The 12651-nt window shown below is 66.7% G+C and carries 8 protein-coding genes; 1 reads left to right on the top strand and 7 read right to left on the bottom strand.

Annotated elements, in window-relative coordinates; translation table 11 throughout:
* Positions 1-48: 48 nt before the first annotated feature.
* From AB1281_RS09290 to AB1281_RS09280, 3 genes are all read right to left on the bottom strand, one after another.
* A complete protein-coding gene (locus tag AB1281_RS09290) occupies positions 49-1902 on the bottom strand; it encodes a hypothetical protein (protein ID WP_430345680.1) in 1854 nt (617 codons plus the stop codon).
* A 50-nt stretch (positions 1903-1952) separates the two neighbouring features.
* The gene (locus tag AB1281_RS09285) at positions 1953-2954 is read right to left on the bottom strand and encodes an NUDIX domain-containing protein (RefSeq protein ID WP_075678273.1); all 1002 of its coding nucleotides are present in this window, start codon (positions 2952-2954) and stop codon (positions 1953-1955) included.
* 289 nt (positions 2955-3243) lie between these two features.
* Positions 3244-4881 (bottom strand): fatty acid--CoA ligase, encoded by a 1638-nt coding sequence (locus tag AB1281_RS09280; RefSeq protein WP_430345679.1) that lies wholly within the window; start codon positions 4879-4881, stop codon positions 3244-3246.
* A gap of 127 nt (positions 4882-5008) precedes the next feature.
* On the opposite strand from AB1281_RS09280, the gene AB1281_RS09275 reads away from it, so the two are divergent.
* Positions 5009-5683, top strand: coding sequence for a response regulator transcription factor (locus AB1281_RS09275; protein WP_430345678.1), 675 nt, complete (start codon positions 5009-5011; stop codon positions 5681-5683).
* Positions 5684-5687: 4 nt separating this feature from the next.
* Here AB1281_RS09275 and AB1281_RS09270 read toward each other — a convergent pair whose 3' ends face one another.
* Genes AB1281_RS09270 through AB1281_RS09255 form a run of 4 tightly spaced genes read right to left on the bottom strand, consistent with a single transcriptional unit; the run spans position 5688 to position 12650 of the window.
* The gene (locus tag AB1281_RS09270; RefSeq protein WP_430345677.1) at positions 5688-9023 is read right to left on the bottom strand and encodes a hybrid sensor histidine kinase/response regulator; all 3336 of its coding nucleotides are present in this window, start codon (positions 9021-9023) and stop codon (positions 5688-5690) included.
* Between the two features lie 35 nt (positions 9024-9058).
* Entirely contained in the window at positions 9059-9544 is a 486-nt protein-coding gene (locus AB1281_RS09265) for a MaoC family dehydratase (RefSeq protein ID WP_430345676.1), read from the bottom strand.
* On the bottom strand, positions 9541-10419 hold the full coding sequence (locus AB1281_RS09260; RefSeq protein ID WP_075678277.1) for an alpha/beta fold hydrolase: 879 nt from the start codon (positions 10417-10419) through the stop codon (positions 9541-9543). Before AB1281_RS09260 ends, AB1281_RS09265 begins: the two co-directional genes overlap by 4 nt.
* 32 nt (positions 10420-10451) lie before the next feature.
* Positions 10452-12650 (bottom strand): TonB-dependent receptor, encoded by a 2199-nt coding sequence (locus AB1281_RS09255; RefSeq protein WP_430345675.1) that lies wholly within the window; start codon positions 12648-12650, stop codon positions 10452-10454.
* Between the last annotated feature and the right edge of the window lies 1 nt (position 12651).

Raw genomic sequence — 12651 nt, 5'->3', positions numbered from 1 at the left:
CGATCAAGCCCGATGGAAATCCGCGTTCCGCGCAGCGGTGACCGAGGATCACTCCCCCTGCGGCAACAGTACCCGGATCATCTCGTGCTGCCTGGACAGATTCGCCCGTTGCACGAACCCCTGGATGATCGAGGCTGCCACCTTGCGCTGGTTGTCCATGTCCAGCAACGATGCGATGGCCTGCCCGGAACCATCGGGGCTGTCACGGAACGGGCAACCGACCGGGCCTGCAGTGGTCAACGTCAGGATCGCCTTGGCCACGCGCGCCGTCGGCGCGCGCGGCGCATCGAAGATCACCAGCGTTCGCTCGTAGCTGATCCCCGTCGCACGTACGGTCGAGTGCAGGGAATCCTCGATGGTCATGTCCGCGCCAAGGTCCTGGGCAAGCGCAATGAGGCAGTTGGCCGCCGTCGCATTGCGCAACGTCGCAGGGTCGGTGCGGATGATCATCGCGCAGTCGACGCCGGAGATCGGCACCTGGGTGACATCCAGGTACGGGTTCTGTGCCAGCGTCCCGATCAACGCCAGATCGTCGCTGTAGCCACAGGATGCGGTAGATGTACCCAGGCGTTGCAGCAGCGTTGCGACCCGTTGCGCACCCCACTGCCGCCCGTACAACAGGCGCTGCGTGTGGGTGGCCGACAGGGCGCCGTGATCGAATCCCGATGACGATGCCTGCATGCGCGCCTTGACCACCCGCATGCAGGCATCGACCTGCTGCATGCAGTTCGTGTCATCGGTGAACACCGGCGCCGCCGAGATGCCATCGATCACCCGGCCGAATGTCGCCAGGTCGCCCTGCTGGTCGCGGTACCAGTCGTGGATGCGCTGCACATTGCGGCGACGTTTCTCCAGCTTGTCCGCACCCGGCCAGCCGGGGTAGGCGGCGATCTCGCACAGCATGGTCAGGCCTTCCCACAGGTGGTACTCCATGCTGGGCAGCGGCAGCCGCCAGCGCTCTTCCGAGCCGGCATCCTCGGCAATCACCAGATGGTTGCGGATGATGTCCGACCACACTGTCACGGCCTCCACGGTATCGCGGCGCGGCGTGGTCACATCGATCAGTTCCATCAGGATCGGCCGCGGCGTCACCGGGTCGTCGCCGGCAGGCGCCTTCGGATCCTTCACCCATCGCGCGTGCCAGGTATAGCCCATGCGATACAGCACGAAGGGTTTGATGCCGTCGTTGAGGATGATGCCTGGCGGCGGCGGAGGGGTAGGCGGCGGCTGCACGGGCTGTGGCACCGGCGGCTGCGGAGGGGGCAGCACGGACGGGCTTGTCGTCGGCGTGGCGGTGCCGATGCCCTTCAGCGGCTCGCTGGTGAACAAATGCAGGCCCGCACGGTCACGCTCGTACACCTTCCGGAACGTCTGCGGATTGTCACATGTCACCAGGCACTGCTCGCCTGGCGGCACATGGATGTCCACCGATGCAAGGTCCACCACCTGGCCGGCCAACGGATTCTGGTTGGGCGGGAAGACACTGATCTCCAGCGCGATGTTGAGGCCGGCACCCTGCATCACGTCGATCACGATGTCTTCAACACCGCCGTGCAGGGCATCCTGTGCCGGGATCGGGATCCAGGGGTTGATCACCACCTGCGTATCCCAGTCGGACCTGCCGAAATCGAACAGCGTGGGCGGCGGAACGGACGGGCGTTCAAGCAGTGCGTCCAGCGCGTTGCCGCCCTTGACGTAGAAGAACATCAACGGCTCACCGGGCTTCAGGCTGTAGTCGCGCCGTACCTTGCTGGACAGGCTGCGCAGCTGGTCCTTGATGTCCGACAGTGCCTTGACCACGACCGTGCGAACGTCGGGATACGCCTGCGCGTTGTTGATCTGCGCGGTGAGCTGCTTGCTGATGTAGCGCCGGGCCTCGCGTTCGGGCGTGCTCTCTTTCATGGTGGGCCTCGCGGGGGTTGCAGGGGATCACACAGCTGCGCGCTGTACGCTCAGGCGGGTGACAGCAGTGCAGCGATCTCCCGGTACCAGCCGATCTCCTGGCTACCGGGCCTGGCGCTGGCCAGGGCCTCGTCAACCTCCAGTGTTCCTTCGCCTGGAACCCCCACCCTTACCCCCAGGACATTACGCAGATTGGCCACCGGCACCCGTCCGACGCCCGCCACCTCCCAGTCGGTCACCAGGCAGGACTGGGGACGCGCAGGGCTGCTGGCACTGGCCTGGACATGGTTCTCGGCCTCCTGCGCCATCCGCAGAAGCTCCTCGGCCGTTGTGCGGAAGCGAACCAGGGAGAAGCTGTCTCCCACATCCGGAATCAGCCGGGCACGCAGATCGCATGCGGCGCGTCCCTGCCCAAGCCAGATGCCAAGCTCTTCCTCGAACTCGCGGCGCGCGGCGCGCTCCTTGCGTTCGTTGTTCAGCCGGCCCCCGCCGGGCAGGGCCCATTGTCCCGCCTGGTTCACCAGCGCCGGGGGCAGGCCATCCGACCACGCATCGACTTCCGCCACCAGACGTTGTGCGACTACCAACGCGGCGGCCCAGTTCGGGGTTCCCCGGGTGGGCGGCGGCAATGCGATGGCGAGCTCCCGCAAGGTTGCACGCGCAGGGCTGAACGAGGGAGGGGTTCTTGCGTCCTCGCGGAACAGGCTCTGCAGAGCGGCCAGCGTTTCCATGGCGACGTCATCGGTTTGCGGATGCGTGCGTTCGGCGCTTTCAAGCGCTCGGTCCAGTGCGTCCATGGTGCGGGGCAGCGTGCGTTCGCCGCGGTAGGCGACTGACCCCGCAGCGCGCCAAGCGCCGGAAAGCAGCCTCCTCAACTGCTCCCAATCCTGCTCTGTGCCACCGCCGGGCGCGTTGCGGATGGCCAGCACAGCGGCCATCGCTTCGGCAGAAAGTACGACAACGGAATTGCTGCCCCACCAGCTGTTGAGCACACGCTTGCGGACGACCAGATAGTGGGCTCCATCCCAGACTGCGACGTAGACCTGGTTCATGGTGCACACCTCCGTTCAACCTGCGTGGAGGGGGCTGGGCGCATTGCCGCTGTGCCAGCGGTAGTCCAGGAAAGGCATGCCATGTCTCGCTCCTGCGGGCTCGAAAGAGTGGGGGGCTTGGCGGCGTTGCCATCGGAGTGCAGGCAGTGCGGCGCCGTGGGTCCACTGTAGGAGCGGGGGGCGAGGGAGGATCGGCGCCAGCCACGATGTATGCGGTGGAACCGACGGAACAGGAGGGCGGGGGCATTGATTTCCCCGCATTGGCGCTTCGCCCGGGGGCGCCCAGGCGTCAGCGGCCAGCGCTTGCCTCCGGGTCATGCAGTCCACGCAGCTTCTTCTTGTTGATCTTGCCGACGCTGGTGCGCTCGATCACATCGACGAAGCGGACGCGTTCCGGAATCGCATAGCGCGAGATATCCCCCGAGCGGCTGCGCGCCGCCACCAACGCGATGATCTCTTCCTCGGTCACGTCACTGCCGGGCTGTCTGACCACCAGCGGCAGCGGCCGCTCGCCCCATTTCGCATCGGCGACGCCGATCACGGCGACTTCGTTGACGGCTGGATGCAGGGCGATGATGTCTTCCAGTGCCAGCGAGGAGATCCATTCGCCACCGGTCTTGATCACATCCTTGATGCGGTCGGTCACCCGCAGATACCCATTCGCATCGATGTTGCCGATGTCCCCGGTGTGCAGGTAGCCACCCGCCCACAGCGCTGCCGATGCATCCGGATCGTGCAGGTAGCCCTGGGTGAGCCACGGTGCGCGTACCACCACCTCGCCGGTGGCGACCCCGTCGTGGGCGACACCCCTCATCTCCGGGTCGACAATGCGCAGGTCCACCAGCGGCACCGGAATGCCGGCCTTGGTCCGCAGTGACAGCGCCTCATCCGGCCCGGCCAATGCATCGGCATCAGTCTGTGCAAGGGTGAGCAGCGGGCAGGTTTCAGACATGCCGTAGCCACCGAAGATATCGATGCCACGTGCGAGTGCCCGCTGCGCCAGTGCTCGCGGCAGCGCCGCGCCGCCGATGATCACTTTCCAGTTGCGCAGGTCGGTCTGTGCCGCGTCGGGGTGTTCGAGCAGCATGTGCAGGATGGTCGGCACGCAGTGCGAGAAGGTCACCTTCTCGCGGGCGATCAGCCCCAGAAGAGTTGCTGGCAGGTAGCGGCCGGGATAGACCTGCTTGATGCCGAGCAGCGTGGCCACGTAGGGCACGCCCCAGGCGTGCACATGGAACATCGGCGTGATCGGCATGTAGACGTCGCCGCGGTGCAGCCGCCCCTGGCTCGGGGCACTGCCCAGGGCCGCCATCGCCGCCAGGGAGTGCAGCACCAGCTGCCGGTGGCTGAAGTACACGCCCTTGGGCAGGCCGGTGGTGCCCGTCGTATAGAACACCGTGGCACGCGTGTTCTCGTCGAAGTCCGGGAAGTGCTCGACCGGCGTGGCCGCGCGCAGGCCTGTTTCATACTCCGTCACGAAGCCCGGTGGCAGTGGCCCTTCCGCGTCGTCCAGCAGCACCCGCGTATGCAGGTCCGGCAGCTGATCTTCCAGACCCTCCAGCAGCGGCAGGAACTCGCGGTTGGCCAGGATCACCCGCGCGCCGCTGTGGTTCAGCGTGTAGGAAACCTGCTCCGGCGCCAGGCGGATGTTCACCATCATCAACACTGCGCCGATCATCGGTACGGCGAAGTAGGCTTCCAGGTAGCGGTTGCTGTCCCAGTCCATCACCGCCACGGTATCGCCCTGGCGGACGCCCAGCGATGCCAGCAGTCCGGCCAGCTGGCCGATGCGCGCCTGCAGCGTGCGGTAGTCGAAGCGGACCTTGTCGCCGTATACGATCTCCTGCCCGGGATGCATTGCCAGCGGGGTGAGCAGCAACTGCTTGATCAGCAGCGGGCAGGTATCGGCGGCGGGGGCGAATGACATGGGGGCTCCTGGTGGGCGGCGTAACGGTCGCCGGTCGTCCCTGCCCACACTAGCCATCCACGCGCACCGCGCCAGCGTACCTAGGTCCCCTGTCCACGCCCGCGTGATTTGCTAATCTCGCCTGGACATGCCAAGCCTGCTTATCGCCGATGACCATCCTTTGTTCCGCGCCGCGCTGCATCGCGCGGCGGCGGAGGCCGTCGCCGACCTGCAGATCAGCGAGGCCGATTCACTGGACAGCGTGCTGGAGGCCGTCGAGCGCCAGCCGGTCGACCTGATGCTGCTGGACCTGCACATGCCCGGCAATCACGGGCTTGCTGGATTGGCGACCCTGCGGGCATTGCAGCCCGGTCTTGCGATCATCATCGTCTCGGCCAATGAAGAACCGCAGGTGATCCGTCGTGCCATTGATCTGGGTGCCGCCGGCTATCTGCCCAAGAGTTCGGGACTGAGCGAACTGCAGTCCGCGCTGCATTCCGTGCTGGAAGGCGAACGTTGGATTCCGGCATTGCTGCGCGAGCCGGTGGCCAGGGTGGCCCCCTTCAGCAAGGATGCGGATCTCGCCGCGCGGTTGGCCAGCCTGTCCGCGCATCAGTACAAGGTGCTGAGCCTGGTGGCCGAAGGCCTGCTCAACAAGCAGATCGCCGACCGCCTGGGCGTGCAGTTGCGCACGGTCAAGGCCCACATGACGCGCATCATGGAACGGTTGGGGGTGCGCAATCGTGCGCAGGCCATACGCGTGCTGCACGAGATGGCCTTGGCTGATCCATCGCGGCAGCTTGAAGACGCGCAGGACGCCTGAATCGTCAGGCCCCGGCTGTGTCCCGTGTGGCCAGAAGATGGTTGATCGCCCAGCGCAGCGCCAGCGGCTTGAACGGCTTGTTCAGCAGCGAAAGCCCGGCTTCGCGTACCGCTTCGCGGGTATCGCTGCCGGTATCGGCACTGAGGATCACGGTCGGCCGCTGCCCGTGCACGGTCACCAGCCGCTTCCAGACCGCCACCCCCGTATCACCCTCATCGAGGTGATAGTCGAACAACCAGAGTGCCGCCTCACCCGCTGACGGCCCGATCGCTGCGGCATCACCTACTGTGGTGACGTCGCAGCCCCAGGACGTCAGCAGCTGCTGCATCGCCGCCAGCGCGTCCCGATCGTTGTCGACCACCAGCACGCGGATGCCTTTCAGCGTGCTGCTGCCGGCAACAGCGGGCAGGGCGTCCGGCGCGGCTGGCGGAGCTGCCCGTGGCACCCGGATGGAGAATGCCGAACCGCGGCCAGGGGCGCTCTGCAGGTGCAACGGCGCTTCCAGCAGGCCGGCGATGCGGTGCGCGATGGCCAGGCCCAGGCCGAGTCCCTGGCCATTGCTGCGGTCACCGCGATGGAATTCCTCGAACACCATCGCCTGCTGCTCCGGCGCGATGCCCGGGCCGCTGTCATGCACGCCGATCACCAGTGAGGTGCCCTGGCGGCGCACGCCCAGCAGCACGCCTCCGCGGTGCGTGTAGCGGATGGCATTGGCCAGGAAATTCTGCAGCACCCGGCGCAGCAGCAGCGGATCGCTGTGCACCCAGGCCCGGGTCGGCACATAGCCGAACTGCAGGCCACGTGCCGCCGCCAGCACCGCGAACTCCTGCGCAAGCGGATCCAGCACGGTGGACAGCGCGAACGGGCGTGGGTCGGCCACCCAGCCACCAGCGTCCAGCCGCGACATATCGAGCAGGCCCGACAGCAGGTCATCGGTGGAATCCAGCGCGCCGCGGATCTGGCGCAGGAAGCTGCCCAGGAACTCGGACTCGATGTGCTGGGACATCGCATCAGCCAGCAACTGGGCCGCATGCAATGGCTGGATCAGGTCGTGGCCGACCGCGGTCAGGAACCGCGTCTTGGCTACGTTGGCTCGTTCGGCCTCGTGCACCGCCTGTTCCAGCCGGGCCGTGCGGTCCTGCACACGGCGCTCCAGTGTCTCATTGCTGCGCTTGAGTGCATCTTCAGCGCGGCGGAATGCGGTGACATCGGTGAAGGTGGCCACGTAGCCGCCGCCCGGCATCGGGTTGCCGCGGATTTCCACGATGGTGTCGTCAGGGAAGATCCGCTCGGACAGATGCGGGGTGCCGCGCCGCATGTGGGCAACGCGGCGCTGCAGTGCCTTTTCGGGCGAGTCGCCAACGGCAGCGCCGATACCCAGTTGGTCCAGGGCCCACGCAGTAAGATGGACCACCGGCTGCCCGACCTGCAGCAGCGCCGGCGGGAACTTGAACAGGTCGGCATAGCGGCTGTTCCAGGCCACCAGCTGCAACTGCGCATCCACCACGCTGATGCCCTGGCTCATGTTCTCCAGCGCGGCTTCCAGCAGGCGCTGGTTGAAGCGCAGCGCCTGGGTGGCTTCACCGACCGCACGGGTGACCGCATCCAGTGGCGCCGCGCCACCCTCGCGTGCCGCCTCCACCAGCAGCCGGGCCATGCCGGCGCCGACCACGGCCGTCAGCTCACGTTCCACCGCCATGACCCGGTCGTCATCCAGCATCTGTCCCGCATGCCCGTCGAGCAGTTGCCGCGCCCGTTCCTGGCCAAGGAAGCGGCCGGCGGTCTTGCGCAGTGATGCCGTGGCCACCGCATCACGCTGGCGTGGCAGCGACGGGCGCACCGCGCGCGATACCAGCACCACGGCAACCAGGTTCGCCGCCAGGCTGGCGCCCATGCTGATGGCGATATGCCCCGGCTGCAGGCGCATCGACAGCAGCGACAGCCAGTGCAGCCCGTCGGGACGGGTCGACGGCGTTGCAGCAGGCACGATCATGGGCAACAGCACCAGCCACAGCCAGACCAGCGAGCCCACCACGATGCCGGTGATGATCGCCGGCGAGGGCGTGCGTGGCCGGTACACCGCCAGCAGCACGGCTGGTGCCAGCTGCGAGAGCGCGGTGAAGGACATCAGGCCGAAATCGCTGAGCGCCTCGGTATCGCTCATCGCCCGGCTGTACAGCCACGCCATCAGGAACACGGCGATGATGCCGGCACGGCGCAGGGCCAGCACGCGCGGGCGCAGGTCGCCGGCAGCCCGGCCGCCATCGATGCCGCCCAGCAGTCGCGAGCCCACGCCATGATTGCCGAGCATGATCGACAGTGTCAGCCCGGACAGGATCATCATGCCGGTGGCCGCGCTCAGGCTGCCCAGGTACGCCACCAGCGCCAACAGGTGGTGTCCGCCAGCCTGCGGCAGGGCCAGCACATACAGATCCGGCGACACCGATGCCGGCAGCTGGGCGGCGCCGTACAGCGCCATCGGCACCGACGGCAGGCCGATCAACAGCAGGTACACCGGGAACAACCAGCGCGCCGTCTTCAGGTCGGAAGGCTGGCGAAGCTCGACCACACCCACGTGGAACTGGTGGGGCAGGGTGAAGGCGGAGATCGCGCCCAGCGCCACCATGGTCAGGTAATCCGGAATGACTGCGGGCGGCGGCAGGTGGGCCATCTTTTCCAGCAGGGGCGTGCCGGCGCGGTGCACCGACAGTCCGGCATACAGGCCGATCGCCAGCAGTGCCACCAGCTTCAGTACCGATTCCAGGCCCAGCGCCACCACGATGCCGCGGTTGTGTTCGGTGGCCGAAGCCTTGCGTGCACCGAACAGCAGGGTGAACGCCGCCATCGTCAATGCAAACCAGAACGACATGTCCAGCTGCCAGCCGGCAGGTGCGAAACGATCGCCCAGCAGGACCCCCAGGCCCTGGCTGACCGCTTTGAGCTGCAGCGCGATGTAGGGAATGATGCCGAACAGCGCAACCAGGGTGATGGTGATGCCCAGGCCCTGGTCAGCGTGCAGCCGTGCGACCACCAGGTCGGCGATGGTGGCGCTGTTGTGCTGCTTGGCCAACCGCCCCAGCCGCACCAGGAACGGCAGGCCGAAAGCAAAGATCAGTGCCATGCCGACCAGGGTCGGCGGAATCGGGAAGCCCCATTGCACGCCCTGCGAGGCCGCTCCGTAATAGGTCCAGGCCGTGCAATGCACGGCCAGTGACAGCGCATAGATGACCGGCCAGATCCGTGCCAGGCGATGCCCCCGGCGCTCGCCCCACAAGGCCACGCCGAACAGCAGAACGGTCCACGCAATACAGGCGAACAGGACGATGGAGGGCGTCAACATCGCTCCAGTGTAGAGAGAAGCGGGGTGGGGCAGCGCTAGGTGGCGACCACGATCAGTGACAGCTGCTCAGCGACCACTGCAACCTCGCCATCGGCAACCCGTTCCACGGTCTTGCGCTGGGTCAGCAGCCACTGCCCCTGCTGCCGCGGCTGCAGGGAGACCAGCTGGGAACGTACCCGTACGTCCGAGCCGCTGGGCACCGGCGCCAGGAAGCGCACCTTGTTCAGGCCGTAATTGAGCACATGCGCGATGCCGGGAAATCCGGCCAGGGCGACCACATCCTCTTCCACCGTCAATGACAGCAGCAGGAAGCCGTGGGCGATGGTGCGCCCACCCGGCAGCTGCGCCTGTGCACGCACCGGGTCGACGTGGATCCAGTTGTGGTCACCGGTGGCGTCGGCGAAGGCAGTGATCCGCGCCTGCGAAACGTGGGTGATGCTGCCCAGCCGCTCGCCGGCCGCCCATTGCTGGAGAGGGCGCAGGGCGGCCGGCAACGCCTCGGTGGATGCGGCCGTGCTCACCGCACGTCGTCCAGCAGGGCCAGGATGGCATCGCGTGCCTCCGGCTCGTTCAACATCGGCGCATGGCCCACGTCCGGCACTTCAACCAGGCGTGCGCGGGGCGATGTCGCGGCCATCTGCCGGGCAACATCGGCTGGCAGGATGTCGGACAGGGCGCCACGCACCACCAGCACCGGCACGCGTGCGGTCAACCCGCGAACCGCCCGCCACAGCACCGGGCGCAGCAGCCACAGCACCCACGGTCGGGTGGTGCGGATCACCGCCGGGTCGTAGTCCAGTTCCAGCATGCCGTCTTCGCGCTGGCGGAACGTGCGCAGGGCCATGGCCCGCCAGTCCTCCACGGTATAGCGCGGGAATGCCGCCTTGCCGATGGTGCCCATGTAGGCGGCGGCCTGCTGCAGATCCATCGGCGGCACAGGCTTGCCGGCGTACTTGCCGATCCGTGCCAGCGCCTCGCGCGGCACCTTGGGGCCGGCATCGTTCAGTACCGCCGCGGCAATCGTCTGCGGGGCACGCGAGGCCAGGGTGATGGTGACCAGCACACCCAGCGACGTGCCGATGAATACCGCCGAGTCGATGCGCTGCGAGCGCAGCAGCGCCACCATGTCATCCGCATAGGCGCGTGGGTTGTAGCTGGATGGATCCTGCGCGCGTTCCGAGCCGGCACGGCCGCGCAGGTCGACGGCGATCACGCGCCAGCCCGCGCCGGTGAGCACGTCGGCCAGCGCATCGAAATCAGCGCCATTGCGGGTCAGACCGGGAATGCATACCACGGTGCCGCGTGGCAGCTGTCCTGCCCCCGGCGCATGGTCGCGCGCGTGCAGGCGCAGACCATCATTGCTGTTCCAGTACAGATCTTGGTAAGGCTGCGTCATGCAGGGGCTTCCTGGGAATCGTAACGGACGCGCTAGAAATCGTAACGGACGCTGAGGCTATACTGGCGCGGCGGGCCATAGAAGCCAATCAGCGTGCCGACTGCCGGAATGTTGTAACCGGTGGTGCGGTATTCCTTGTCGGCCAGGTTGGTGCCCTGCAGCGAGAACGTCCAGGCGTCATCCAGCCGCCAGATCACGCCGGCGTTGAGCAGCCCGTAGCCGTCCTGGCGGATCACCGGGCTCAGGTCGGTGGTCGGCCACACCTCGCTCTGGTAGCTGTAGCTCACCCGCGCCGACAGGTTGCTGCCGTTGGCCAGATCGGTGCGGTACTCCACGTTCAACGCCCCCGAGAACTCCGGCGCATTGGTGAACTTCATCTGCCGGGCCACGTTGATGCCGCGGTCCATGTACTCGTCGTACTTCGTGTCCAGCCAGGCCAGATTGCCGGAAATCAACCAGTGCCGGCTGGGCAGGTACTGGTATTCGACCTCGAGGCCCTTGACGGTGCCGGCGCCGGCATTGGTGAAATCACCAAAGAAGGAGTCATCAATGCCATCGCCATTGGTATCCAGCCCGGTGAACACCGACAGCTGGATGTCCTTGTACTTGTTGTAGAAGGCCGACAGGTTCAGGAACAGGCGCTGGTCGAGGAAGGCCATCTTGCTGCCGACCTCGTAGCTGTCCACGGTCTCGTCATCGAACGGTTCGGCCGAGCGCGGCACGGCCACCGCGTTGGCGCGGATGTTGTAGCCGCCTGACTTGAAGCCACGCGTGGCCAGCCCGTAGACCATGATGTCCGGGGTGATCTGGTAGTCCAGCGAGACCTTGGGCGAGACGTTCTTGAAGTTGGTCTTCTTGTCGAAGTCCGCGGTCACCGCCACCGGCCGGCTGAAACCCGGGTCGGCGTAGAGGCGGTTCAGCACGATCGCGCGCTTGTCTTCATCGGTGTAGCGGGCGCCCACGTCCAGCTTCAGCCTGCTGGTCAGGTCGAAGGTCCAGTCCGCATACAGCGCGATGCTGTCGGTCAGCACCTTGCCCTGGTTGTCGGCGAACTGCGCGCTGAAGTAGTTGTTCTGGATCTGCCCACCGGCCTCGCCACTGAACTGGTACAGGCCCACCACGCCGCGCACCCGGCCACCGGCATCGTAGTTCAGCTGCACCTCGTTGCTGACCTGGTTGTCGTTGTAGGTGCCGCTCACGTCGGCCAGCTTGACCGGCGTGGTGTCGAAGTCGATGTTGGCTTCACTGTCCGACTCGCGCTTGGCCACCACGTACTTCACTGCGATGTCGTCGTTCGGCCGCCAGTTCACCGTGGCCGACGCGCCCTTGGTCTCCACGTTGTTGAGGTTGCGCATGCCCGAGCGGATGTCATAACGGCTGTCCATCGGCGGGTAGGCGCGCAGGAACGGGTTGGGCGCCAGCATCTTCGAACCGCGCATGCCCGACTGGTCATCGATCCAGTCCAGCGCGAACTGCACATCGAAGTCGTCGCCCGCATACGCGCCGAGATTCAGGCGTGCCGCGTTGATCTGCTTGTCGCTGACCGGCTGGCCATTGAAGGTGTTCTCGCCGAAGCCGTCGTGGTTCATGCTGGCCACCGCCACGCGTGCTCGCAGGCCACTGTCGGCGCCGCCGATCGGGCCGCCGATCGCCGCCTTCGCGTCCAGCTGGCTGTAGTTGCCCACGGTGATCTGGGCGAATCCCTCGGTCTGGGTGGGCAGGCCGCGCGAGATGTACTTGATCGCACCGCCAATGGTGTTCTTGCCGTACAGCGTTCCCTGCGGGCCGCGCAGCACCTCGATGCGCGATACATCGAACACATCCAGAAGTGCGCCCTGCGGGCGTGCGATGTAGACGTCATCCAGGTAGATGCCCACCCCCGGGTCCGCACCCCAGGTCGGGTCGGACTGGCCGATGCCGCGGATGTAGGCGGTGACCGTGCTGCTGGCGCCGCGCGCCGCGTAGATGGTCAGGTTCGGCACCTGCCCGTCCAGGTCGCTGATGTCCTGGACATTCATCCTGTCCAGCGCCTCGGAGGTGAACGCGGTGACCGCTACCGGCACTTCCTGCAGGGTCTCCTCGCGCTTGCGTGCGGTGACCTTGATGCTGTCCAGGTTGGTGGGTGATGCATTCCTGCCCACGGTCGCCGCCCCCTGCGGCGCGTCCTGTGCCAGTACCGGGCCGGACGCCAGCAGCGCGCCGATCATCAGGCTCAGACAATTCCGTTTCATT

Origin of the sequence: Stenotrophomonas sp. NRRL B-14846 (assembly GCF_050473585.1) — a bacterium.
Lineage (GTDB): Bacteria > Pseudomonadota > Gammaproteobacteria > Xanthomonadales > Xanthomonadaceae > Stenotrophomonas.
The sequence above is the reverse complement of the archived record's forward strand: the minus strand, read 5'-3'. Positions and strand labels throughout refer to the sequence as shown.

What these genes read in the sequence shown, in the direction of transcription:
- AB1281_RS09290 (WP_430345680.1), bottom strand. Translation starts at nt 1,902, where the DNA reads ATGAAAGAGAGCACGCCCGAACGCGAGGCCCGGCGCTACATCAGCAAG.
- AB1281_RS09285 (WP_075678273.1), bottom strand. Translation starts at nt 2,954, where the DNA reads ATGAACCAGGTCTACGTCGCAGTCTGGGATGGAGCCCACTATCTGGTC.
- AB1281_RS09280 (WP_430345679.1), bottom strand. Translation starts at nt 4,881, where the DNA reads ATGTCATTCGCCCCCGCCGCCGATACCTGCCCGCTGCTGATCAAGCAG.
- AB1281_RS09275 (WP_430345678.1), top strand. Translation starts at nt 5,009, where the DNA reads ATGCCAAGCCTGCTTATCGCCGATGACCATCCTTTGTTCCGCGCCGCG.
- AB1281_RS09270 (WP_430345677.1), bottom strand. Translation starts at nt 9,023, where the DNA reads ATGTTGACGCCCTCCATCGTCCTGTTCGCCTGTATTGCGTGGACCGTT.
- AB1281_RS09260 (WP_075678277.1), bottom strand. Translation starts at nt 10,419, where the DNA reads ATGACGCAGCCTTACCAAGATCTGTACTGGAACAGCAATGATGGTCTG.
- AB1281_RS09255 (WP_430345675.1), bottom strand. Translation starts at nt 12,650, where the DNA reads ATGAAACGGAATTGTCTGAGCCTGATGATCGGCGCGCTGCTGGCGTCC.